Genomic DNA, 23,742 nt, shown 5'->3' with positions numbered 1-23,742 from the left:
ATGGCACTTACCAAAGCCGAAATGGCAGAACATCTTTTTGAAACACTAGGTATTAACAAGCGTGTCGCTAAAGAGATGGTTGAGTCGTTCTTTGAAGAAATTCGAGGCGCACTTGAAAGTGGTGAGCAGGTCAAGTTATCTGGCTTTGGCAACTTTGACCTTAGGGATAAGAATCAAAGACCGGGAAGGAACCCAAAAACAGGCGAGGATATCCCGATTTCCGCTCGCCGTGTCGTGACCTTCCGTCCCGGCCAGAAACTGAAAACTCGCGTAGAAGCTTCTAACGCGGGCAAGTAATTTTAGATGTTCGACAGTAAAGCCACTCCTTCGTGAGTGGCTTTACTATTTTCTTTTTATGATGAATGACTCTTCCACTGTCTGAGGTGATTTCTTTGTCAAGACAGCCCAAACATTTTGATCGACGTTTTCAACTGGCGTTATTGCACCCTAAATATTGGGTTACTTGGTTGGCGATCGGTCTGTTAGTGATTTTTGGGATCATGCCCGCGTGGCTGCGTGATCCTATTGCTAGAACCTTGGCCAAAATGGTGGCGCCTATTGCGAAAAAGCCGATAGGGATTGCCAGAGCAAACTTAAGCGCGTGTTTTCCTGAAAAATCCGCCGCAGAAATAGAAGCCTTAATTGATGACAACGTGCAGAACTTCGTATTAGTGCTGTTATCTCAAGGTGAGCTGTTAGTACGTTCAAAGGCGCATTTACGCCACCGTGTGAATTTGATGGGCTTTGAGCATGTACAAGCGGCACAAGCAGCAGGGCAGCCAGTGATTTTTATCATGCCGCATGTTTGGCCCATTGATTATGCAGGGCTTAGATTAAACCTCGAACTGCCTATGGTGACTATGGCCAAGGCCCATAAAAATGGCTTATTCAACTGGTTTAATAATCGAGTACGTAGTAGTTGTGGGGGCCACGTTTACATGCGTGAGGCAGGTATACGGGCCTTATTGGCCGAGCTTAAGCGTAATAACAGCTTTTTTTATCTACCCGATGAAGATTTAGGCCCAGATCAAAGTGTGTTTACGCCGTTTTTAGGCACGGTAAAAGCCACATTGCCAGTGGTCGGGCGCTTGGCACAAGCGGGCAACGCGCAGGTGCTACCTGTCAAAATTGGTTATAACCAAGTAACACGCCAGTTTGATTTGACTGTGATGTCCGCTATTGCCGCAGAAGATATGGTGGGTAAAGAAAATGAGGCACTGGCGCTTAATAAAGCGGTTGAGCAAGTGATACTCGCTCATCCAGAGCAGTATATGTGGTTCCTAAGATTGCTAAAGACTCGCCCTGAAGGGCAAGCCTCAATTTATCAGTAAGTGTTTATCGCTTATTGTAAACCCGAATAAAAATGGCTTTAAGTGTGTAGACTTAAAGCCATTTTATCACTGAAGCCGTGCTTGTAATCGATTAAATATCCTCTGCTTGCTCCATTTCAAGCTGCATCAGCAGCATATCTTCACCCTCTAATACCCGCGTATGATAACTGTTACAGGCGGGGCACACGATTGAACGCTCATCGAGCACCGACTCTTGTTGGCAATCAGCACATTTGATCACCAGTGGCTGTAGTGTCATGCTAAGCTCGGCTTCGCGGCAGATCCCATCGAGTTTAAAGGTCTCAAACGCCGTTTGAAGTAGGGTGGGTTCGACACCGCTCATCACGCCGAGTTTGATTGCTACTCGAGTAATTTTAGTTGCTTGATTTGCCCGCGCATGTTGCTCGCACTGTTCAATTAAGGCGCTTACTATAGAATACTCGTGCATTAACAAATCCTTGGTAGCAGTTCACCTTGAGGCAAGTCTAAGTAACGTTTGGTATTCCATGGCGTTCTTAAGATCACTTTTCCGGGTAATTCGTCGCTGACAGTGCCAATAATTGCCGCGCTTTCGCAGTGACCAAAACGTTGCATAATTTCCAACGCACCAAGGGCGATATCGTTGGGCACGGCCAAGATAAAGGTGCCTTCATTGGCTAAATCCATTGGCTCAAAGCCATAGAGTTCACATAAGCCTTTGACCTCATCACAAACTGGGATGCTCGCCTCATTGACTGTGATGCCGACATTGGCGGCAACGGCCCATTCATTTAATACGGCAGAGAGCCCGCCGCGGGTGGCATCGCGCATAGCATGCAGTGGAATATTAGCAGCGATCAATTGCTCCACGACTGGCCAGAGCGTGGCACAATCGCTTTGTAGCGTGGACTCGAGGGTAAGGCCTTCACGCGCCATCAAAATAGCCGCGCCATGGCAGCCGATATCACGGGAGACAATAATCGCATCGCCGGGCGCGACATTGGCCGCCGAGATATTCGGACGTAAAATACGCCCAACGCCTGAAGTATTGATAAATAAGCCATCGGCGCAGCCCTTAGGTACTACCTTGGTGTCGCCACAAACAATTCTAGCCCCACTTTGTTTCAGCTCTTTGGCCATACTGCGTACAATTGTGGTTAAGTCTTTGAGCGAAAAACCTTCTTCGATGATCACGCTACAGCTTAAATATTGAGGCTCAGCACCCATCATGGCGAGATCGTTAACAGTGCCAGCAATCGCCAGCTTACCGATATCACCGCCGGCAAAAAACAACGGTGATACAGTGAAAGAGTCCGTCGTAAAGGCCGTCGCACCCTGTAATTCAAGTTTTGCGGCGTCTTCTTCGCTACGCAAAATCGGGTTATCGAACTCGGCAAAAAACAGATCGCGGATGAGCTTATTCATTTCTTTACCGCCACCACCGTGGCTGAGTTGAATCGCTTTCTCTTTGGTTGATACATCAGCCATGATGTTGCTCCTTGCTATCGATGCCTTGATAGCGGTAATAAGCATTACAAGCGCCTTCGGAGCTGACCATGCAGCTACCGAGAGGGGTTTCGGGATTGCAGCCACGGCCAAAGACTTTGCAGTCCTTCGGTTTGGCGAGTCCACGTAGAATATCGCCGCACTGGCAAGCCTTATGATCATCAATTTCTTTGACGGGCAATCTGTCTTTAAAGCGCAGCTCTGCGTCCCTGTGGGCGTATTCATCCCTTAATTGCAGCGCCGAGTTGGGGATTGGTCCAAGCCCGCGCCAACGAAATTGCGGTCTGATCTGGAAAAACTGTTCAACTTTTGCCTGTGCGGCAAGATTACCTTGCTCAGATACAGCGCGGCTGTATTGGATATCGAGTTCTGCCTTGCCTGCGGCCTTTTGACGCACGATACGCAGGATAGACTCCATAACATCCACGGGCTCAAAACCAGAGACCACTACCGGTGTGCCGTATTGCTCTACGGCTGGGCGATAGATTTTGGCGCCACTGATCACACTGACGTGTGCTGGGCCAATAAAGGCATTGACCCTCGCATTAGGATCGTGCATCACGGCATCAATTGCGGGTGGGACTAATACATGGTTGATATGAAAAAACAAATTCGCCAGCTTTTCCTGCTCGGCCAGTTGCAACAATATTGCCGTCATTGGGGTGGAAGTTTCAAATCCAATGGCGAAAAACACCACGGTTTTATTTGGATTATCACGGGCAATTTTGAGCGTGTCTAAAGGGTCATAGATAGGCCGAATATCACAGCCTTTGGCTCTGAAACTGGCAAGTGAACCTTGGGAGCCGGGGACGCGGATCATATCGCCTAGCGTCACTAAAATCACATCTTCCTGCTGGGCAAGCACCGCGGCTTGATCGATCCGCTCTTTAGGCATAATGCATACAGGGCAGCCGGGGCCGTGGATAAACTCAATGTTATCCGGCAGCAAATCCAGTAAGCCGTATTTCATGATGGTGTGGGTATGGCCGCCACACACTTCCATAATGTTGATTTGTTGATCGAGTGAGTGAGCGACCTGGGCAATATCCTTTGCAAGCGAGGCAATGGTTTGGGGATCGCGAAAGCCTTGATAAAGTTGTTTTAATTCAAGCATGTTCAATCCTTGTCGCAGTGTATCGTCTGTGGTTTGTGATCGTTTACAACTGCGGCTGTTGCTTAATGCGTGGTTTCATTTTCAAGTTTTGCGACTATCTCTTGATATAATTCAAGGCTTTGCAGAGCATCATTGCGATCAATTTTATTCATCACAAAACCGATATGAATGAGCACATAATCACCAATAGCCAAGGGTTCAGTCATAAGATGGCTGCTGACATCGCGTCTTACGCCTAAGGTATCGACGGTTACAGATTGGCGCTCGTTATCAACTGCTACCACTTGTGAGGGGATTGATAGGCACATTATTGTGGCTCTCCCACAGTGTTTCGGCGCAGATTTTCATTTAGCCAAGCGGCAACGGCATGCATGGAATCGCCATTTTTAATCGAGACTTCGAGTATTTGAGTGTCCGGATTGAGTTTTTTAAGCTGGGCTTTGGCCTCGTCGACACTGAAATCGAAGTAGGGTAATAGGTCACATTTTGTGATCAGAACCAGGTCAGCACGGCGGAACATTACTGGATATTTTTCAATCTTATCATCGCCTTCGGGAACGGAGAGCAGCACGATATTTTTATGGGTGCCCACATCATAACTGGCGGGGCAGACGAGGTTGCCCACGTTTTCCACAAAGCAAATATCTAACCCTTCCAGCGGCAAGTGATGCAAAGCACCATGCACCATAAAGGCGTCAAGGTGGCATGCACTGCCAGTTTGAATTTGATGGGCTGTAATGCCCTTTGCGATTAAGCGGTCAGCATCACGGGAGGTCTCTAAATCGCCTTCAATAACGGCGTAATTAAGTTTTGTGTACTCTTTTAAGTGCTCAAGCAAGGTCGTTTTGCCGCTACCTGGGCTACTCATTAGATTGAAGGCGGTAATATGGTGAGCCTCGAAATGGGCTCGGTTGTGGGCAGCTTCTACGTCATTTTTATCGAGAATTTTATGGATCACCGACAAGGTTTTTTTATCGTTAAGCTGAGGATTGGTATGCAATTCCTGATGTTTATGGCTGTGTTCGTGGGAATGACCTGTATGGTGATCATGCCCTTGTTGAATCGCAGAGTGGCGGGGTAGAGAGCAGCCGCAGTCTTTACACATCTTGTCATTCTCCTTGTTCTCGTCACAGATTTGAGCTGTTGTCCGAACAATATGGTGATGCTATCGAATAGGGTTAATTTGATTACGCTAATGTTAAGTGTGATACAAATCCTTAAAGGAATCTTTGATGTTCGTCAGGTTATTAGGTCGTTTTGACCCTGAACAATCAGATTTTGGCCATTTGGTCACGGCGCATATCAAGCACTACGCAGATATGTCATAGCAGCGGTTTATTTGTGGTTTTTATATTGCCTCTTGATGAATTCCATACCAAAGCTGGCCAAGGGCGATACCGCCATCGTTAACGGGAATATGTTTGTTGGGGAGCACTGTATTGCCTTGGAGATGAAGTTTACTGAGGCAATATTCGAGCAGATATTGGTTTTGAAATACTCCGCCACATAGCGCAATGGGCAGTGATGGATAGCGCGCAGCATAACTACAAATAGCATCTCCAAGACTATGCAAAAACGCGCGGGCGATAATGCTTTGCCTCTGGGAGGAAAGTGGCGCCTCAGTGATGTGCACGATAAGCTGTTTAAACAGTTGGCTACTACACCAAACTTGTACTTGTTGCGGGTCATCCTCTGATGAACTCAGCGGTAAATTGAGGATAAGTGGCGGTAAATGTTTTTTATCGGCGCGTCTTGCTGCGGCTTCTATCAGCATGCCCGCTTGGCCTTCAAATTGTGTGGTGTCAATCAATCCTAAGGCGCAGGCGAGGGCATCAAATAATCGGCCAACCGATGAGCTTTTAATCGTATTGCCACTTTGCCAGATCCGGTGCAAATTGCTTAACGTTAAGGGTGTCAGGCTTTTTAGGATCGGTAACTCTAAGGTTTGTACCGCCGCTAAACTCATTTGTTCAAACAGCAGTGCCAGTAATAATCGCACAGGCTGTTTTATTGCTTGCTCACCGCCCAGTAGGGAGATGGCTTCAAAATGGGCTAAGCGCTCAGCTTTGTCTAACCTGGTCAATAACACTTCACCGCCCCAGAGACTGCCATCATCACCAAGGCCGGTACCGTCAAAACTAAAGCCTAATACCGGATCTTGATATTGATTGATGGCCATGACGCTAAGTACGTGGGCATGGTGATGTTGCACGCTTAAGGTTTGGATTGAACCAGAGGCTCCACTCTGTGTATCAAGGCTTTTTTGTTGCTGCGCTTCTGCCCAGCGCGATGGTGCGTAGTCTGGGTGCTTATCATGGACAATCAGCTCGGGACTGAAATGATACAGGCGCGCAAAGGTGCCTAAGGTGCGCTCGAAATACTGCTCGGCACTGACACTAAAAAGATCGCCAATATGCGGACTTAAAAATACATTTGCACCAAATCCGAAAGCGATAGCATTTTTTTGCTGTGCTCCCACGGCGAGGATTGAGCGTGTTAGTGGCGCTGTTAATGGAGAACTTAATGGCGCATAACCCCGCGCTAGACGCAGCACTTGCACCTGCGGCGTATTGCCATTTGGCTGTTGAATAAGTTGCACAACACTGTCATCACAGCCGTTGAGTATCGGTCGGTTATGATCGACGATAGCATCCACCACATGCCCAAGTTGGCTGATAAGCACATCGCAATCGGTGATAATGGGCTCGCCCGACACATTGGCGCTGGTGGCCACTAGCGGGCCATTAAATTGGCTAAGCAGTAAGTGATGCAGTGGCGTATAAGGTAAAAATACACCCAGCTTGGGGATATTAGGTGCGATTTCGGGGCTAAGGTCATGCTCATCCAACGCTTGCATCAATACGATGGGCCGTTCCGGCGAGCTTAAGGTTTGCCACTCCGCCTCCGTGCCCGTAACGTACTGTTTTGCCATTTCAATACTAGGCATCATTACCGCCAGCGGCTTGGCTTTACGCTGTTTTCGTTGCCGTAGTTGACTCACTGCGTAGCTGTTTCTCGCGTCACACATCAAGTGGAATCCACCGAGCCCTTTTATGGCGAGGATGTGTCCTTGTGCAAGCTTATCGGCCGCGGCGGCCAATACCGCTATGCTGTTGTTTTGCGAGTGGAGCAAGGGCGTCAATGCGATTAGCTCACCCTTAGGTGTTTTTAAACTCAGGTGTGGGCCACATTTTGGGCAACTGACTGGCTGAGCGTGGTATCTGCGATTTAATGGATCTTGATAGGCCTTGGCGCAATCGGGGCACATAGCGAAATCCGCCATGGCTGTATGATGGCGATCATAGGGTAAGGCATTGATAATCGTATATCTTGGGCCGCAATTGGTGCAATTAGTAAAGGCATAGCCAAAGTGGCGATCCTGCGGATTGCGCATATCGCCTAGGCAATCCTGGCAGGTACTTTTGTCGGCCGACACGGCAACGAGTGCTGCTAAGCTAGGGTCTTTTGTGCCATCACTTTGGCTATCGCTTTGAACAATCTCGAAGTGTGTCTCCGCTAATTTTACCGCTAGCTGTCCATGGGTTATATGGTCGATACGTGCCAGTGGTGGCGGGTTAGTTGCTAACTCTTGGATAAAAATATCCAGTTTTGCGCTCGGTCCTTGCAGTTCTATCATCACGCCCTTGGCATTATTGAGTACTGTGCCAGTGAGTTGCAAATCGCTTGCCCAGCGGTAGACAAAAGGCCGAAAGCCCACGCCTTGTACTATGCCAGTGATATGCAGTTGGCGACGTTCAATCATATCCTGTTGGTTAGCGGATGAGGCTGCTTGTTTCAATTTCAGTCTTCTTTTAGGTTTGTTCGCAACATTAGAAGATAACAATCTATTCTCTAATGTTGCGATATCTCTGGGGCAAACACGAATGTTAAGTATTTATCCAAGGGTGTTTAATTGCCGCTGCTTAACATACAGCGCACCTACAGCAAGGTTATCTCCCTCTAAGTCGAGACTACGATTGACCAGTAACGGGAAGTTTTTACCTAAGCGTAAACTCATGCGTTTACAGAGGGTTTCGTTAGCTAACTCATTACCCGCTAAAGCAATTGTCTGAACTCCAATATTTAAGTCTATATGCTCAAGCCAATTGGCAAGGTAATCGGCGAGGGAGTCCTGCATCGCAAAAGCCAGTTGGCTTGGGTCGCTGTGGCCAGCCACTCTAAAGCTCAGTAGTGTGCCAAGGGTTTTGCACCAATTAAGGCTCCGATGGGCTTCGCCTTTGGTGAGAGGGTAGTCGATGCGCGGTGCATTCGCTCCCTGATAACGCATGGCAGCTGCCATGAGAGCATCGCTCAAATAGTCTTGTGTCTGGGTTTCTTCCTGCGGATTCAAACCAATCAAGATCGCGGCAATAGCCCATAGGCTCTGAAGATTATCGCGTCTGCCGTGGAGTTTTAGGCTGAGCAGTTTCAAGTAGTCATCAGGAAACTGACTTTTAAACTTCTGCGCAACCGCTTTTTGCGGGCTGCTGTCGAGCCTGTGGAAAATGTCATATCCATTATCGGGCAGCTCAGGCAGGGCAAAAAACAGTGAAGTGTCGCCTTTATTATCGCAGGTGACAATTTGGCTCGGATGATCATGGCTTAAGTAAATCACCGCCGCATTTTTGGCCTGCTTATGGCTGGTAAATTTACCATTTAGCAATGCAGCAAAGAGCGCTGCATCGGTAATTGTATGATCTTCTTGAGCACCTTCGTAATTCGTTTCACTCTCTACAGAGGATAAGACTTGTACGCTAAGCGTGCCTTGGTGTGAGCGTGTTTTTTTATGCGCTTGCCATTGTGCTTTAAAACCGAGAAAGCGAATGTCTTCCCTTAACGGCTCCGGCGCATTGAAATGTTTGCTGATGTTATTAGCATTGTCTCCATCTTGGTGGGACAACTGGGCCCATGCACCGTCAATCCAAGCCAATTTGGGCCTATGGTGCTGACCTTGAAGATAAACCCAATCAATTCCTTTTTGCCGCAAAATTTCGCTAAGGACCGCTACCACGCGACTATAGCCAAAACAAATATCGTATAGCGGCGCAAACAGTTTTTGGTGATCTTGAATGGGTCTTGCGCAAATAAGCGGTTTTTCAATGCTGGATAGCGCAACGACTTGATGATCCTTTAAGCAAAAATGCGCATTTAAGGTGTTTGGATTACAGATCAGCAGTTGTGGTCTGCTGGCATCGCGAGCAAACGGTTCTAAGCTTAACGCTATACCTTCACAGCTTAACGCTAATGAGCCTTGGGTTATTAACTGCTCAGCCATGGCTTTAAGATCGGTTAAGGTGAGGGCTTTTTGGGCAGGGGTTAAGCGGGTTTCACCGTGACAACAGGAACAGGTTAAATCAATGGCGCCAAATTGCGCCGCTTGATTATCGCCAAACAGGGGATAACATTGCTGGCAAAAAGCGGCAACCGATTTATCCGTTTGCGAATTATGAGTCTCTAATAAGGTACGCTGGCCTTGTGGCTCATCGATAACTTTAATGCCTGAGTCAACCAACCAAACAGACATTAAAAAATCAGCGGCAATCGCATCGGCCAGTTGCTCTAGCGGCGCTTGCTCACCTTGGGCTTCAATAAAATAGGTTTGTGGACCAAAATCATTGTGGTTGTCGCAACCAATGCTAATATTCAGCGCATCATAATTTAGGTATTGATTACATAAATGCGCATACAAGGGCACCTGACGTGAGCAGGTAAAATCAAATCTGATGTTTTTCATCTTCTATATTTTCACCAAGAGTGACACCACGTTTATAGGAGTCGGGGATCAGCGAGTCGATACTATGATCGGCAATGCGTGTCGCAGTGAATCCAAGGGAGGCTAAGTGGGATAACAGGGTGCGCTCCATCAAAGGAACTGCGGATGCAACTTTGGGGGTGAGGCCGAGTGTCATAGGTTCAAGCACGGTTGGAGTAACACCTAATACAAAGGTTTTTGGCCTGTCGCCAACCATTTCCATCATGTTTAGGGTTTGTAGCATTTCGACTTCATGGGCGCTGCCTTGCCAGTCAATTTCCTGCGGGGCTTTATCAAAGTCGAAGAAATAGACCTCACCCGCTTCAACCCCGTTTGCATTCACGGTATCGACGACGATCAAATAATCGTATTGGCAAATAATCGGAATGAGTCCCTGGGCCAAGGTGCCGCCATCGAGCATCTCGAGTTGATGGGACTCGTGCGTAAACTGATAATTCTCAGTGATGTAATTGACAAAATGTACGCCGATGCCTTCATCGGCGTACAGGACATTGCCAATACCCAGTAGCAATATCTTCATTGGACTCCTAGTGGTGTGAGTCTGGTTTCGGGTAGTCGTAACCAGAGACAATTGAGTCAACTGAGTTATGTTTGAAGCGTATCCCTGACCAAACCGCCATGTAGACGTGGATAACCACAAAGATAACGAATGCCCAAGTGAGGTAGTGATGCCAAATCCTAACTTGTGCTAGCCCACCCATTTGCGCGGTGATCCAAGCTGCACTGCTCCAAAGCATGCCACCTAAACCTTCATGGTAGACATTGGCATACAGTACGAGACCAGTAATACATATCACAAGCGAAACAAAGGAGATTGCTACGTAGGTCACAAACTGCAGTGGCCCGTAAACGCCAGCTTTATGTAAATGTCCCATCCAAATGTAAGATTTTAGTTGGGTAATCCAGCTCTTAATGCTCATCACATCACGGAACGAGCGTCGCTCGATATCGCTGCGACTGAAAAAATACAAGTAGAAGCGGGCCAAAGTGACTGCGGTTAAGATAAAACCGCAGATCAAATGGGCAAAACGGATCCAACCTTGTACTAATACATCCGTACTTTCGGGCGCCACAAGAAACGGCCAAGCAATATAGAATCCGGTGATCACCAGCACTAAAATCGTCAGTGCCCGTAACCAGTGGAAAATCCGTATTGCGGGACTAAAAACCAGTGTCCGAATGCGGGTTTCAGAATGGTTCATGTTGCGTTCCCTCCCTCGTTGTTATTGACCATTAGGGCTGACACGGAACTCGCTCAATGCCTGACCTTTAAAATCCATCACGTGTACTGAACACGCCATGCAAGGGTCGAATGAGTGAATGATACGTATCACCTCAAGGGGTTTAGTGGGATCTTCCAGTTTCAAACCAATCAGTGAGGCTTCATAGGGACCGAGCTTGCCGTTGGCATCCACAGGACCTGCGTTCCAGGTAGTCGGAACCACGGCTTGATAGTTCTCAATGACACCATTTTTGATTCGGATCCAGTGGCTTAGCATGCCGCGGGGCGCTTCAATCATGGCGTGACCCACATACTCTTTACTAGGATCGATATGAGGATTCACATAGGTGGTTTCATCAGACTGAATGTTTGTTAATAAGGCATCGAAGGTTTTAAGGCCTTCCTGCGCCACGATAACGGTTTGTAGCATCCGCGCAGCGGTGCGGCCTAAGGTGGTGAAGAGTGCCTCCACGGGAAGACCTGTGCGCGCAAGCAGGGCATTGACGGCATCGACAACCACTTTATTGCCACGGGCATAGCTGACTAACAGGCAAGAAAGCGGGCCAACTTCCACGGGTTCACCTTGATAACGTGGTGATTTCACCCAAGAGTATTTACCATCACCATCTAAGGTGGGTAGTTTGCCGTAAACCGTATCCCGCTCAACAAAACCGGTATAATTTGGAATGGTGGTGCCATCGTAGGGATGTTGCGGTGCATCAGCATTGTACCAAGCGTGGCTGACATCCTCGGCAATAAGATCAGGGTTAATATCACTCACACCCGCTAAATCGCCATTCATAATCACGCCTTGGTCGAACAAATATTCGCCATTAGCGAGCACAAAATCATGGGTAGCCATGAAGTTTTTAACATTCACGCCGCCTAGTACGCTAGGCTCAGTGCCAAAGGCTTCGGCTGCCATCACGATATCAGCCTGATAAGCACGTAGGATAAAGTCGGTTACGATCTCATGTTTTTGTTTCCATTCTTGCAGACGAGCAGGACTTAACATATCGCGCACTGAGGTCACACCGCCCACCACTAAGGATTGTGGATGGGGGGATTTACCGCCGAAAATAGCGAGCATTTCTGCTGCAACCCTTTGTACTTCAAGGGCTTTAAGGTAGTGCGATAGGGCTATCAGGTTTTGTTCAGGGGTAAACTTATAGGTGCCATTACCCCAGTAAGCATTGGCGAAGGGACCAAGTTTTCCGGTTTCGACAAAGCCTTTTACACGCTCTTGTACTGCTCTTAATTCACCTTCGCCAGCGGCGATGGGTTTATCGGTATATTTGAGGGCGACTTGGGCGGCTTTCGCAGGATCAGCACTTAAGGCCGAAACCACATCAACCCAGTCTAAGCCGTGGAGATGATAGAAGTGCACTATATGGTCATGCATATATAAGGATGTTTGCATCAGTGAGCGCAGATATTTTGCGTTCAAGGGGATTTGGATCCCTAAGGCATTTTCCACCGCTTCGGTACCGCAGCGATAGTGTGAATAGGTACATACGCCACAGATACGTTGCACAATCAGGCCTACGTCCATGGGCGTACGGCCTTTCAGTATGACTTCAATACCACGCCATAACGTAGAGGATGACCATGCTTTGTTGATGACATTATTCTCATCAACTTCAACTTCGATACGTAAATGACCCTCGATACGGGTGATAGGGTCGATAACAACGCGCTTGCTCATGGGTTATTCCTCCAGCGGCTTGGCAAAAATACTGGCAACGGCGTGGGCTCCAATGCCAACGACTGTCGCGCCTAAAATCACCGCACCGACGGTGTCTGCGGTTGCATCCAATCCATGGAGCAGTTGGCGACCAAGGGGTTTTTCAAAGTCAGCCATATCGTCCCAGAAGTTAGGTTCAGAGCAGCCCATACAGCCGTGGCCCGCTAACACTGGCCAACTGGTGTGGTGGTTGAAGCGTTCCGTAGGGCAGTTATTATAGGTGTAGGGACCTTTACAACCGACTTTATAGAGGCAGTAGCCTTCTTTCGCGCCGTGATCGCCAAATTCTTCAACGAACTCACCTGCATCAAAACGGCCACGACGTTCACAGTTATCATGTACCCGTGCGCCATAGGCCCATTTGGGACGGTTGAACATATCGAGTGCGGGCAATTTACCGAACATGATGAAATACATCAGGGTGCCGACGATGTTCTTTTCGCTAGGTGGGCAACCACCTAAGTTAATCACGGGTTTGCTGACCACTTCGTGCACTCCCTTAGCCCCCGTTGGGTTAGGGTAGGCGGCTTGCACGCCACCAAATGCTGCACAAGTGCCAACAGAGATAATCGCAGCGGCGCCTTCAGCTGCATGTTTGACGATTTCTAGACCTGTGTGGCCTTTACAACCTACGGTTAAGAAACTGCCGTTATTGGCGGTTGGAATAGCTCCTTCAACGGCCAGTAAATACCGACCTTTGTAGGTTTCGAGTGCGTGCTCTAGGTTTTCCTCGGCTTGCCAACCTGAGGCAGCCATTAAGGTTTCGTGATATTCCAATGAGATATGATCAAAAATCAATGTATCTAAATTGGGGCTATCGGTACGAATCAAGGATTCGGAGCAGCCAGTACATTCGGCCATATGTAACCAAATTAAGGGTACACGGTCGGCGAGTTCGGCCGCTTCAGCAACTAAGTTACTAAAGGGGAGTGGTAGGGCGAGCATCCCCGTCACCATGGCACTCCATTTCATAAAGTCACGGCGTGATATGTTATGTTGTTGTAATTTTTCGAATAGGGTTTGCTGTTGACGGGGAGCGAATTGGCGCAATGCATCTAAGCGCGCCTTTCCCTGTTCATAGAGGGCTGCATGTGTGTCCATGGGTCAACCTTTTTTGTTGTTTAAATGTAAATTGGTAAGGGTTTACATAATTGACACATGCAGTTTAGGCGCTAGGTGGTCAAAAATTCTTGATGCATATCAAGAATTTTCCAGAGATGTGATTAAACTGATTTTGACATTTAATTAACATGATTCAGATCTAATTTTGGTTTTGTAAATGAGACAAAATGTCCCAGTTTTAACATTTTCTCTGCTAGCGCTCGCTTTGCAATCAATTGAAGTCATAAAGATTAATGCTTAATGCTGACTTTATTTATTCTTTTAACGTTTAAGCAAACCTTAAGATTCAGTTAATAAATTCAAACTTAATTGTGATGTAAGGGTAACCTATGAAAAAACTCGTGTTGTTCCTCGGAATGCTTAGTGCAAGTGTGCTTGCAGCGCCTTCACTCGATCACTTTGTATTTGATACACAAAGTCAAACCGTATCCCTTAATGAATTTAAAGGCAAAGTCGTTTATGTCGATTTTTGGGCCTCTTGGTGTGGACCCTGCCGTAAGTCTTTTCCTTGGATGAATGCCATGCAGCAAAAGTATCGAGAGCAAGGGTTAGCGGTTGTAGCCATAAACCTTGATACCGACAAAGCCCTTGCCGATGAGTTTTTAAAGCAAGTGCCAGCCCACTTTAGCGTGCGTTTTAATCCCGAAGGCGATGTGGCGCGAAGCTTCGATTTATTGGGGATGCCCAGCAGCTTTATTTTCAATCGCCAAGGCCAGTTAGTGAATCAACATGCTGGTTTTTTCCAAGACAATATTGCTGATTATGAACAAGAACTCGTGAATCTTTTGAAGGAGTGAGCTATGCGAAAAATCACATTAGTTGCTGTCTCGTTATTGATGTTAGGGGCGGGTGGTTGCTCAAGCTTAGGGGTTGAGCCCTGGGAAAAAGGGCAGTTTGCCCGAAGCGACATGGCGCTCGATAGCGAAAAGTTAGATCAGGCTTTGGACGATCATATCTACTTCAGTAAAGAAGGCAGCAGTGGTGGCCGCGCTTTTGCCGGTGGTGGTTGCGGTTGTAACTAACCTCAATTTAGTAATCGCTAATACCTTAGGTTTTTCGTCTAAATAAGCTTCAGTGATATAAAGGTGTTGTCAGCCATGACAAATAACAACAAGTTAGACACAAATGCCCCGCAAATTGTGCAAATGGAACCGCAGACAAAATACATCGCCAGTGCGTTGGCGTTAGCCAGTTGCGGTTTGTTTGTATCGAATGGACACGCGACTGAATTAGCAAAAAATCTCGATGACTGGAAAGTCGATGCAGCACTTATGTATTACGGTGAGCAGGATAGGGTACAGGCGGTTGAGGCCATAGGTACGGCGCAAAAAGCCTTTGGTGATGATAGCGTGCTTGATCTAAAACTGGTTGTTGATAGCTTAACGGGGGCTTCGGCCTCTGGCGCTGTCGCCCAAAGTAACAGTCAGACCTTTACCCGTCCTTCTGGTAATGGCCAATATACCGTTGCTGCGGGGGAGACGCCGCTCGATGATACTTTCCACGATACTCGAGTGCAGGCGAATGCGAACTGGTCGCAGGTACTGAATCCCGATTGGAAGGTAAATGGTGGTATTTATGGCTCTAAGGAATTCGACTACATGTCGATGGGGATTAATGCGGGAGTTGAGCGTGGTTTTAATAAGGACAACACGACGCTGTTTTTAGGTACCGCGTATAGTTTTGATGTGGTTGACCCTGTGGGTGGCAGGCCTGTTGCGTTATCAACTATGGCGATCCGTGATTACTTTACTAGCGACGAAGCTTATCGCAGTGCGTTTGATGCCACTCGTCAAAACAGTAGTGATGATAAACAAACCATTGATTTGATGTTGGGCATTACTCAAATTCTCAATCAGCGCTGGTTATTGCAGGCCAATTACGGTTTATCCAGTGTGACAGGTTATTTAACCGATCCCTACAAAGTGTTAAGCGTCGTTGACACTAACGGCACGACGGAAAACATCGTCTATGAAAATCGCCCTGATTCACGCTTAAAACATAGTTTTTATATGATGACCAAAGGGGCGCTCGATTCGGGAGTGGTCGATTTTTCCTATCGCTATACTACGGATGATTGGGATTTAACCTCACACACCTTAGAAACCCATTATCGTTATTACTTCAGTGGCAGTTTTTATGGTCAGTTGCATCTTCGTTACTATCAACAAACGGCGGCGAATTTCTATCAACCTTTCTTGATGGCGGAGTCGCCATTACCTGAGTTTGCCAGTGCCGATTATCGAATAGGTGACATGAGTGCCTATACTTTTGGCGTGAAGTTTGGTCATCGTTTAGCGGGTGGACACGAAATGTCCTACCGTTTGGAATACTATCAACAAGATCCGAAAAACAATGGCACCGAGATCCCAGGTCAGTTGCAAAACTATGATCTGTTCCCGACTCAAAAGGCGATCACCGCACAGTTTAGTTATTCTTTTTAAAGGTAAACTGTGTTAATTAGTACAAGTTAACGTTGCAAGTTAGCACGCTAGGAATTGGGCAACTGAGCTGCCCAATTCCAGTATCCTGTATGTAGGAACTGCATTTAAACCTGTCATTGGTGCAGCCACATTAAGCACCACCATAAGGAACGCGATATGTCATCATTTTCTCCAAGCACGCCATATCGACTCCTGCGCCGTGATTGGGGATTTTTGGGCGAATTTAGGGCTATGGCCAGCCCATGCGAATTATTGATTGCTAGCCATGATGAGAGCACCGCTTACGATATGCTCGATATGGCGGCTCGTGAGGCCTATCGCATCGAGCAAAAATATAGCCGATTTATTGAGGGTAATTACCTATGGCAGTTGAACCATGCCCAAGGCAAGCCTGTGGCTATTGATGAAGAAACTTGGCAGCTTTTATCCTTTGAAAAACAATGCTTTGTGTTAAGTGGTGGGTTGTTTGATATTTCGGCTTGCCCGTTGATGCAAGTGTGGCGTTTTACTCAGGACGCCATTCTGCCCGCAAAGGTTGATATTGATGCGGCGAGGGCCTTAGTAGGATTTGAGCGCCTTGAATTTAATTCTCGCGAGCTAAAAATCCCCGCTGGTATGCAACTCGATTTCGGTGGTATCGCAAAAGAATATGCGGTCGACAGTGTGGCCTATGAACTGGCTGAGTCCTATCCCAAGATTTCGGTCTTAGTGAATTTTGGCGGTGATATCGCCTGTCCTGTCGCGCATTCTGTGCCATGGCAGGTGGGTATTGAAGATCCTAATCGTCTTGACCATGCCGCCAAAGTGCTTGCCATCACACAAGGTGCTTTAGCAACAAGTGGTGACACAAGACGCTTTATTGAGGTTGATGGTAGGCGTTATGGGCACATTGTCGACCCGCGAACCGGATATCCCGTGAGTGGCGCTCCACGGTCGGTGACCGTTCTTGGGCCAAACTGTGTGACCGCTGGGATGCTCGCCACCATGGCGATGTTGCAGGGTGAGCAGGCTGAAGCCTTTTTAACCAAGCAATCGGTTCAGTTTAGTATTTTTCGATAGGGCATCATCATGCGTATCATGTTAGTGGAAGATAATGAGTTGCTGGCGCAAGGAATTTGCCTAAGCCTTGCTAAAATGGGCATGCAGGTTGATCACTTAAGTAGTTATCATCAGGCGTTGGTGGGAATAAAAAATGAAACTTTTAGCGCCATTGTGCTCGATTTAGGTCTTCCCGACGGAAATGGTAAAGAACTCCTCAAAGCATGGCGATCGCAGGGGGTATCTATTCCCACCATAGTGCTGACCGCGAATACCGATTTTGATACCAAATTAGAGTGCCTCGATGTTGGCGCCGACGATTATTTAGGCAAACCCTTCGATGTGCGTGAATTAGCCGCGCGTATTAGAGCAATCGTGCGCCGTCAATTCGGTCTTGACCATAACAGCTTAAATATTGGCGCATTAAGTATCGATCTCAACACTCGAGAAGTGACTTTTCGTGAGCAAAATGTGTCCCTCTCGCGACGGGAGTTTCAGCTATTACTGGAACTTGCTCAGTCCGCAGGCCGAGTGTTAACCCGTAATCAGTTAGAGCAACTCACCTATGGCTGGGATGAGGTGGGTAGTAATTCAATCGAAGTTCATATTCATCATTTACGAAAGAAATTAGCCAATGAGTTGATTAAGACGGTTCGCGGGATTGGTTATACCCTGACGGAAGTGAATTAGCCGTCATTATGGCAACTTGAGTAAGGATTTAAGTGACAAACCTAACGTATATCGGTATTTAGTAACAGCCTTTTAGGGCATGTTTACACTCACCATTAACAACGGGGATAACAGGGTGAATCGACTCAAGGTGCTGGATGTGTATTCTTTACGTTTGTTATTAACCTTACTAATGCTCTCAGGTATTTCATTATCTGTAGGGATTTCAAGCTGGTTAAGCACCCGAGATGCTAAGCACCAAATTGAAGAATTGTTTGATGCTCAAATGCTGCAAACAGCCAAAATGCTAGAGTTGTTTTACCATGATGAAGCGGATTTTAAGCATCCCCAAACACAGCCTCAAGTTCTCCATGTCCCAGATAGCCAAGTCAGTAGTTTTGCTGAAAAAGCTGACGCGCTTAAGCTTGCCTATGAACATAAATTGGCGTTTCAGATCTGGAGTGAAACCGGGCAGGCGCTGGTATTTTCTGACAACATTGAGCGTGAACCTCTTACCAAATTTGAACAGGGCTACAGTAAAAGAGTCTTTGAAGGTGAGTTGTGGCATGTGTTTAGCTTTTTTTCTGCCAAGCATAAAGTGTGGATAATCACGGCCCAGCAAGATGAAGTTCGTCAAGAGTTGGTTTCACAAATCATGCAAAATGCGGTAATCGTGCCACTAATAGTGGTACCGTTAACCCTGCTTATCGTCAGCTTACTGTTTTATATTTTGTTTCGTCCGCTAAAAACCTTCGAACGCGAATTAATGGCACGCTCGCCTAACGATCTCACGCCGTTAGCCATGTCGTTACCTAAGGAGTTAGTGCCAGTGCGACGGGCGCTCAATCAGTATATCAGCAGTATTGCACGTTTTATTGCCAGAGAGCGCCGCTTCAGCGCCGACGCCGCCCATGAGCTAAAAACGCCATTATCTGTGATTAAGTTACATCAACAGGGTTTAGAGGGATTAGTCGGAGATGATCCTGCCCAGCATATCCACCTCGCGGCGATTGATGCGGGTGTTAAGCATATGAGTCATACCGTTGAACAATTACTCCTGCTTGCCCGTGTCGATTCTATTGCTGAATTGAATGTACAATCCTATGCCTTGTTGCCTATGGTTGAGGATGCGCTCAATCAACTCATGCCTCTGATCACTGAATATGAATGGAATATTGATGTGGATGCGGGATTAATCCTTAAATGTGACCGATTTTATTTGTTGGTGGTCTTGAAAAATATTATTGAAAATGCCTGTAAATATAGCCCAATAGAAACCGAGATCAGCATCAGTGCAGTCAAAGTCGCTACAGGAGTTGAGATAAAAATTTCTGACCGTGGTCAAGGGATGACAAGCGAACAAATCGCCAGTGCAACCGAACGTTTCTATCGAGTGAATGAAAATGAAGGGATAGGGGCGGGATTAGGACTCTCTATTTGCCATCATATTATTGGTTTACACCAAGGCCAATTGACAATTGCTTCCCGTGAACAGGCTGGCTTAGTTGTCACGTTGTTTTTGCCACAATAGCGCCGCATAGGCAGGTGAGTTAAGTGTTTTATATCATCAAATTTTTACGTTAACAGGCTCGCATATTGGCGGCTATCACCTAAGATTATTGGCGATGGTCAGGCTGAAAAACTCACTAAATATGTGTTCAATCTGCGAACTTGGCAGCACTTTATTAGCATTTGTTACTTTTAAAGATCAATATGGTATGTTAAATCAAATTTGATATTCTTAATTGATATAAGTATATTGCTAAATAGTATCGGGCAAAGGGAGTTAACTGCATCTTTATTTATGAGTTTTTAACTCCTTCTGATATCTTTCGCGATATGTAACAGTATGTGTTTTTTTTCGTTCAAACAGCGGTAAAAAAATTTCACTGTACATATAAAAAACACTGATTTCTTAGATTATTTTTAGGTTACCTATTCTATGGTTAGCTTGTTGCGTTGCCAATCGTTTAAACCTTCTTCTTCACTCATTTGCTCACTGGCTCTTAGCGCGGCATTTGCGCTGTCGGGCACTGCGTTTGCTGATGAGTCAAAGCCTGCTGAGAACAAACCTGCTACTCCTGTGGTCAGTCCGCCAAAGGCAACGGCTCAGTCTGCAAATAAAACTCAAGTGAGATTCACCAAAACAGGCACCTTTGATGGTGACTCAGTGGTGAAATTGGCGCGTAAACTGGCTTCTAAACCCTACGTGGTTTTAAAGGACCCTATGCCAGCGGGTCTTGCTAAGCTAACCTATGATGAATACCGCGATATCCGTTTTAACCCTGTTTCGTCAATTTGGCGCGATCAAGGTTTGCCATTTCAAATGCAAATGTTTCACCGTGGGTTTTACTTCCAAGATTTAATTGAAATTGCCATTGTGGAAGCAAACCAAGCGACCCACTTAGCTTATGAACCTAAGTATTTCACAGCAGGAGAGGTGATATCTCAGGCCTTGCCCAATGATGACATTGGCTACTCAGGATTTCGTATTCATAACCAGTTAAATACCAATGGCGTTTTTGACGAGTTGATGGTGTTCCAAGGGGCGAGTTATTTCCGCGCTTTAGGTAAAGGTAACGCCTATGGTTTGTCTGCCCGTGGTTTGGCATTAAAAACCGCTGATCCTGAAGGTGAAGAGTTTCCGATTTTCCGTGCTTTTTGGGTAGAACGTCCATCCTACGACAGTAACCTTATTGTGGTGCATGCATTGCTCGATAGCCCAAGTGTAGCGGGTGCATATCGTTTCTCTGTTCGCCCTGGTGATAACACTCAAATCGACGTTGAAGCGACGCTATTTCCCCGTGTAGAGCTGAGTAAAGTTGGTTTAGCGCCAAGTACGAGTATGTTCCTACATTCGCTTAATGGCCGCCACGATACCGATGATTTTAGACCTGAAGTCCATGATTCTGATGGTTTATTAATGTTCAATGGCCGTGGTGAACACCTATGGCGTCCGCTGGCAAACCCACGTCAATTGCAGGTGAGTGCGTTTTCTGACAACTCTCCGCAGGGTTTTGGTCTTATCCAGCGTGAGCGCAACTATGCCTCTTACCAAGACCTTGAAGCACAGTATGAACGTCGTCCAAGTTTATGGATTGAACCTGTGGGCAACTGGGGACAAGGTGCAGTTGTTCTGACAGAAATTCCAACAGAATCAGAAATTCATGATAACATTGTGAGCTTCTGGAAGCCGCGTCAGCCTATTCCTGCTGGTAGCGAATATCACTTTGCTTACCGCATGAGCTGGGGCGATGAACCAGTAGCGAAAACCAATTCTGTCGTGGTGAGTCGCACCGCAAGTGGGCGTGCAGACATTGCGAAAGCGACCCCAAGACGTTTGTTTGTTGTTGATTATCATCTCAATGGCACTATGCCAGATGAATTACCTCTGGCGAAGGTTGAATCTTCCGGTGGGGTGATTTCAAATGTGGTGATCGCACGTAATGCGGCAAACAATGGTTATCGCCTCGCGTTTGAGTTAGAGCCGGAAGATAAAGACCTTATCGAATTACGTGCTGAACTCAAGTTCTCTACACCGCGTCAGGTTGAAACCTGGCTCTATCGCTGGACGCTTTAAGGTCCATGACGGAGCAATATAATATGACTGTATCCGAGAATTCGGTACTTGATACTGAAGTGCTCGTGGGTGGTAGTGCCATGCCTAATGAAAGGCCTGGCCCTATGGAGCCCCAAAGTTTAAGCCAAATGCCAGAAGGATTCCCTCGGCGCAGCACTGTGGCAAACGGTGTTCGTTCACGGACTTCCCGGCGGTTTTTTGTGGTCGGTGGCGCTTTGTTGCTATCGTCCTTTGCTATCTATGAAATGGGCGCTGTATTCAGTATAGGTGGTATTACCCCACTCGAATATCTGATGTTGGCGTTGTTTGCGATTAACTTCTGCTGGATTGCACTCGCGTTTTGTAGTGGGATAGCTGGTTTTTTACTTCTGCTGAAAAAGCCTAAGCCAAACGAGCTTGCGCAAACGGAGTTGCATACTCGCACCGCAATTTTAATGCCGACCTATAATGAATCCCCCGACAGGGTGTTTTCGGCGGTTTCAGTTATGGCTGAGGCATTATCGCAAACGGGTCATGGACATGCGTTTGATTGGTTTATCTTAAGCGATACTACAGATCCCGAAATCGCTCTGTTAGAAGAGCAGGCATTTTTGGTTCTTCGCCAAGAAACTCATAAACATTCGCGTGTTTATTATCGTCGCCGTCGTAAAAACGTCGCACGAAAAGCAGGGAACGTGGCTGACTTTTGCCGACGTTGGGGCTCGCGTTATGATCACCTATTAGTACTCGATGCTGACAGTTTGATGGAGTCATCAACCATCACTGGCTTAGCGCAGCGGATGCAAGCCGATCCTGATGCTGGACTCATTCAAACTATTCCATCACTCATCAATGGCACTACCTTAATGGCGCGTTTGCAGCAGTTTGCTGCGCGTATTTATGGGCCAGTGATTGGAACTGGACTAGGATGGTGGGTACAAAAAGAAGGTAACTTCTGGGGGCATAATGCCATTATCCGCACCGAAGCCTTTATGGGCGCGGCAGGATTGCCCAACCTTAAGGGTAAACCACCTTTTGGTGGGCACATTCTAAGCCATGACTTTGTCGAAGCTGCCCTTATCCGCCGTGCGGGTTGGAGTGTCGTCATTGCATACGACTTACCCGGCTCTTATGAGGAATGCCCTCCATCGATTGTCGACTTAGCCGTTCGCGATCGCCGTTGGTGTCAGGGTAACTTACAGCATTCACGCATTCTGCCAACCAAAGGATTACACTGGATCAGCCGTCTGCACTTAATGACCGGGATTATGGCGTATTTGTCTTCGCCATTTTGGTTGTTATTGATTTTAACGGGTTTGATGCTCGCCCTGCAGGCACACTTTATCCGCCCTGAGTACTTTACTGATCAATTCTCGTTATTCCCTACTTGGCCAATCATGGACTCCGATAGGGCATTAAGATTGTTCTATATCACCATGGTGGTGCTGTTTGGTCCGAAGATCTTTGGGGTGTTGTTGCTGTTGAAAGATGGCAAATTTGCCCGCAGTGTGGGTGGACGCATTAAAGCCATGTTCAGTGTGCTGTTTGAGGTGATCCTTTCTGCGCTGATCGCGCCAATCATGATGTTCATCCACTGCGGTGCGGTGATGTCTATCCTGATGGGGCGTGACAGTGGTTGGTCACCGCAGCGCCGTGATGATGGCAGTATGCCTTGGTTAACCCTGATTTATCGGCATCGCTGGCATATGCTTGCTGGCGTGATGTTAGGTTATGCGGCGATTTTGGATTCGTTAACCTTACTTGCGTGGATGAGTCCTGCGTTGATTGGTTTGTGGTTAGCGGTGCCCATTTCGGCTTGGACGGGTTCTATCAAGATTGGTGAGTTCTTCAAACGTATCGGGATCCTCGCCACACCAGAAGAACGCAATCCTGCGCCTATTTGTATTCGGGCACAAGAAGCGCGAGCAGCTTACCAGTCGCATATTGAGCAGCCTTGGACATTAGCGCAATTACTGAAGGATCCTGCGTTGATGGAGCTACATTTAGCGATGGTTGATAAACAGCCACTACGGGCTGCAGGTACACCGATTGAACCGGTTGAAGCCATTGTGCATGTTAAAGTGCACGAGGCACAGTGTCAGCAAAGTGCCTTGGCTCTCTTTAATCGTCAGGAAATGGCGTTGGTGTTAGCTAATCCACTTATGTTGCGGAGTTTGCAAAAACTACCTGAGCAGTTTGTGCCAGAAGATCTTGTCTCCTTCTGCTAATCGCTTTCTAATGAGC

At 47.1% G+C, this 23,742-nt stretch carries 21 protein-coding genes; 10 read left to right on the top strand and 11 right to left on the bottom strand.

The features are described 5' to 3' along the window. Both ihfA and lpxM read left to right on the top strand, forming a co-directional pair. Positions 1–297 carry an integration host factor subunit alpha gene (gene ihfA / locus H9J30_RS05945; RefSeq protein ID WP_011622581.1) on the top strand — a complete coding sequence of 99 codons (297 nt, stop codon included), beginning with the start codon at positions 1–3 and terminating at the stop codon, positions 295–297. A 95-nt stretch (positions 298–392) separates the two neighbouring features. After that, entirely contained in the window at positions 393–1,331 is a 939-nt protein-coding gene (gene lpxM / locus H9J30_RS05940; RefSeq protein ID WP_240130185.1) for a lauroyl-Kdo(2)-lipid IV(A) myristoyltransferase, read from the top strand. Positions 1,332–1,422: 91 nt separating this feature from the next. Here the strand turns inward: lpxM and hypA are convergent, their stop codons facing one another. The 11 genes from hypA to hyaA form a co-directional block, all read right to left on the bottom strand. Then, a complete protein-coding gene (hypA, locus tag H9J30_RS05935; RefSeq protein ID WP_240130184.1) occupies positions 1,423–1,779 on the bottom strand; it encodes a hydrogenase maturation nickel metallochaperone HypA in 357 nt (118 codons plus the stop codon). Further along, complete coding sequence (gene hypE / locus H9J30_RS05930) at positions 1,779–2,798, bottom strand: hydrogenase expression/formation protein HypE (RefSeq protein ID WP_240130183.1); 1,020 nt, start codon at positions 2,796–2,798, stop codon at positions 1,779–1,781. The genes hypA and hypE overlap by 1 nt, the downstream gene beginning before the upstream one ends. Next, positions 2,791–3,930 carry a hydrogenase formation protein HypD gene (hypD, locus tag H9J30_RS05925; protein WP_037417937.1) on the bottom strand — a complete coding sequence of 380 codons (1,140 nt, stop codon included), beginning with the start codon at positions 3,928–3,930 and terminating at the stop codon, positions 2,791–2,793. The genes hypE and hypD overlap by 8 nt, the downstream gene beginning before the upstream one ends. A 62-nt stretch (positions 3,931–3,992) precedes the next feature. Continuing rightward, positions 3,993–4,238: a HypC/HybG/HupF family hydrogenase formation chaperone gene (locus H9J30_RS05920; protein WP_037417941.1), complete on the bottom strand. Its 246-nt coding sequence runs from the start codon at positions 4,236–4,238 to the stop codon at positions 3,993–3,995. After that, positions 4,238–5,035 (bottom strand): hydrogenase nickel incorporation protein HypB, encoded by a 798-nt coding sequence (gene hypB / locus H9J30_RS05915; RefSeq protein ID WP_047539671.1) that lies wholly within the window; start codon positions 5,033–5,035, stop codon positions 4,238–4,240. Before hypB ends, H9J30_RS05920 begins: the two co-directional genes overlap by 1 nt. A gap of 243 nt (positions 5,036–5,278) precedes the next feature. Then, positions 5,279–7,693 carry a carbamoyltransferase HypF gene (gene hypF, locus H9J30_RS05910; RefSeq protein WP_240130342.1) on the bottom strand — a complete coding sequence of 805 codons (2,415 nt, stop codon included), beginning with the start codon at positions 7,691–7,693 and terminating at the stop codon, positions 5,279–5,281. A 132-nt stretch (positions 7,694–7,825) separates the two neighbouring features. Further along, positions 7,826–9,664, bottom strand: a complete 1,839-nt coding sequence (locus tag H9J30_RS05905) for a Kae1-like domain-containing protein (protein ID WP_240130182.1) — start codon at positions 9,662–9,664, stop codon at positions 7,826–7,828. After that, complete coding sequence (locus H9J30_RS05900; protein WP_037417949.1) at positions 9,645–10,223, bottom strand: HyaD/HybD family hydrogenase maturation endopeptidase; 579 nt, start codon at positions 10,221–10,223, stop codon at positions 9,645–9,647. Before H9J30_RS05900 ends, H9J30_RS05905 begins: the two co-directional genes overlap by 20 nt. 7 nt (positions 10,224–10,230) lie before the next feature. Then, positions 10,231–10,905 (bottom strand): Ni/Fe-hydrogenase, b-type cytochrome subunit, encoded by a 675-nt coding sequence (gene cybH / locus H9J30_RS05895; protein WP_240130181.1) that lies wholly within the window; start codon positions 10,903–10,905, stop codon positions 10,231–10,233. Between the two features lie 21 nt (positions 10,906–10,926). Continuing rightward, positions 10,927–12,630 carry a nickel-dependent hydrogenase large subunit gene (hyaB, locus tag H9J30_RS05890; RefSeq protein ID WP_240130180.1) on the bottom strand — a complete coding sequence of 568 codons (1,704 nt, stop codon included), beginning with the start codon at positions 12,628–12,630 and terminating at the stop codon, positions 10,927–10,929. Between the two features lie 3 nt (positions 12,631–12,633). After that, positions 12,634–13,770: a nickel-dependent hydrogenase small subunit gene (hyaA, locus tag H9J30_RS05885; RefSeq protein WP_240130179.1), complete on the bottom strand. Its 1,137-nt coding sequence runs from the start codon at positions 13,768–13,770 to the stop codon at positions 12,634–12,636. A 350-nt stretch (positions 13,771–14,120) separates the two neighbouring features. Here hyaA and H9J30_RS05880 point away from each other — a divergent pair, with 350 nt between their 5' ends. The 8 genes from H9J30_RS05880 to mdoH all read left to right on the top strand — a co-directional run bounded on the left by H9J30_RS05880 (position 14,121) and on the right by mdoH (position 23,726). After that, positions 14,121–14,588: a TlpA disulfide reductase family protein gene (locus H9J30_RS05880; RefSeq protein ID WP_240130178.1), complete on the top strand. Its 468-nt coding sequence runs from the start codon at positions 14,121–14,123 to the stop codon at positions 14,586–14,588. A gap of 3 nt (positions 14,589–14,591) precedes the next feature. Then, the gene (locus H9J30_RS05875; protein WP_240130177.1) at positions 14,592–14,813 is read left to right on the top strand and encodes a DUF4266 domain-containing protein; all 222 of its coding nucleotides are present in this window, start codon (positions 14,592–14,594) and stop codon (positions 14,811–14,813) included. Positions 14,814–14,888: 75 nt separating this feature from the next. After that, the gene (locus tag H9J30_RS05870; protein WP_240130176.1) at positions 14,889–16,232 is read left to right on the top strand and encodes a DUF3570 domain-containing protein; all 1,344 of its coding nucleotides are present in this window, start codon (positions 14,889–14,891) and stop codon (positions 16,230–16,232) included. 156 nt (positions 16,233–16,388) lie between these two features. Continuing rightward, entirely contained in the window at positions 16,389–17,291 is a 903-nt protein-coding gene (locus H9J30_RS05865; RefSeq protein WP_240130175.1) for an FAD:protein FMN transferase, read from the top strand. Between the two features lie 9 nt (positions 17,292–17,300). Next, the gene (locus H9J30_RS05860) at positions 17,301–17,960 is read left to right on the top strand and encodes a response regulator transcription factor (protein WP_240130174.1); all 660 of its coding nucleotides are present in this window, start codon (positions 17,301–17,303) and stop codon (positions 17,958–17,960) included. A 115-nt stretch (positions 17,961–18,075) separates the two neighbouring features. Further along, positions 18,076–19,470 carry an ATP-binding protein gene (locus tag H9J30_RS05855; protein ID WP_240130173.1) on the top strand — a complete coding sequence of 465 codons (1,395 nt, stop codon included), beginning with the start codon at positions 18,076–18,078 and terminating at the stop codon, positions 19,468–19,470. 411 nt (positions 19,471–19,881) lie between these two features. After that, entirely contained in the window at positions 19,882–21,519 is a 1,638-nt protein-coding gene (locus H9J30_RS05850) for a glucan biosynthesis protein G (protein WP_240130172.1), read from the top strand. Positions 21,520–21,542: 23 nt separating this feature from the next. Next, complete coding sequence (gene mdoH / locus H9J30_RS05845; protein WP_240130171.1) at positions 21,543–23,726, top strand: glucans biosynthesis glucosyltransferase MdoH; 2,184 nt, start codon at positions 21,543–21,545, stop codon at positions 23,724–23,726. Positions 23,727–23,742: the final 16 nt, after the last annotated feature.

This window comes from Shewanella cutis, assembly GCF_022410515.1.
GTDB classification, from domain to species: domain Bacteria; phylum Pseudomonadota; class Gammaproteobacteria; order Enterobacterales; family Shewanellaceae; genus Shewanella; species Shewanella cutis.
Note: the sequence above shows the minus strand (reverse complement) of the source record. Positions and strands in the feature narration are given on the sequence as shown.

Excerpts from the sequence above, each read along its gene's own strand:
- hyaB (WP_240130180.1), bottom strand. The coding sequence starts at position 12,630 with ATGAGCAAGCGCGTTGTTATCGACCCTATCACCCGTATCGAGGGTCAT.
- mdoH (WP_240130171.1), top strand. The coding sequence starts at position 21,543 with ATGACTGTATCCGAGAATTCGGTACTTGATACTGAAGTGCTCGTGGGT.
- cybH (WP_240130181.1), bottom strand. The coding sequence starts at position 10,905 with ATGAACCATTCTGAAACCCGCATTCGGACACTGGTTTTTAGTCCCGCA.
- H9J30_RS05875 (WP_240130177.1), top strand. The coding sequence starts at position 14,592 with ATGCGAAAAATCACATTAGTTGCTGTCTCGTTATTGATGTTAGGGGCG.
- H9J30_RS05905 (WP_240130182.1), bottom strand. The coding sequence starts at position 9,664 with ATGAAAAACATCAGATTTGATTTTACCTGCTCACGTCAGGTGCCCTTG.
- hypE (WP_240130183.1), bottom strand. The coding sequence starts at position 2,798 with ATGGCTGATGTATCAACCAAAGAGAAAGCGATTCAACTCAGCCACGGT.
- hyaA (WP_240130179.1), bottom strand. The coding sequence starts at position 13,770 with ATGGACACACATGCAGCCCTCTATGAACAGGGAAAGGCGCGCTTAGAT.
- hypB (WP_047539671.1), bottom strand. The coding sequence starts at position 5,035 with ATGTGTAAAGACTGCGGCTGCTCTCTACCCCGCCACTCTGCGATTCAA.
- hypD (WP_037417937.1), bottom strand. The coding sequence starts at position 3,930 with ATGCTTGAATTAAAACAACTTTATCAAGGCTTTCGCGATCCCCAAACC.
- H9J30_RS05860 (WP_240130174.1), top strand. The coding sequence starts at position 17,301 with ATGCGTATCATGTTAGTGGAAGATAATGAGTTGCTGGCGCAAGGAATT.
- H9J30_RS05900 (WP_037417949.1), bottom strand. The coding sequence starts at position 10,223 with ATGAAGATATTGCTACTGGGTATTGGCAATGTCCTGTACGCCGATGAA.
- H9J30_RS05870 (WP_240130176.1), top strand. The coding sequence starts at position 14,889 with ATGACAAATAACAACAAGTTAGACACAAATGCCCCGCAAATTGTGCAA.
- H9J30_RS05920 (WP_037417941.1), bottom strand. The coding sequence starts at position 4,238 with ATGTGCCTATCAATCCCCTCACAAGTGGTAGCAGTTGATAACGAGCGC.
- H9J30_RS05865 (WP_240130175.1), top strand. The coding sequence starts at position 16,389 with ATGTCATCATTTTCTCCAAGCACGCCATATCGACTCCTGCGCCGTGAT.
- hypA (WP_240130184.1), bottom strand. The coding sequence starts at position 1,779 with ATGCACGAGTATTCTATAGTAAGCGCCTTAATTGAACAGTGCGAGCAA.
- H9J30_RS05850 (WP_240130172.1), top strand. The coding sequence starts at position 19,882 with ATGGTTAGCTTGTTGCGTTGCCAATCGTTTAAACCTTCTTCTTCACTC.
- H9J30_RS05880 (WP_240130178.1), top strand. The coding sequence starts at position 14,121 with ATGAAAAAACTCGTGTTGTTCCTCGGAATGCTTAGTGCAAGTGTGCTT.
- hypF (WP_240130342.1), bottom strand. The coding sequence starts at position 7,693 with ATGATTGAACGTCGCCAACTGCATATCACTGGCATAGTACAAGGCGTG.
- ihfA (WP_011622581.1), top strand. The coding sequence starts at position 1 with ATGGCACTTACCAAAGCCGAAATGGCAGAACATCTTTTTGAAACACTA.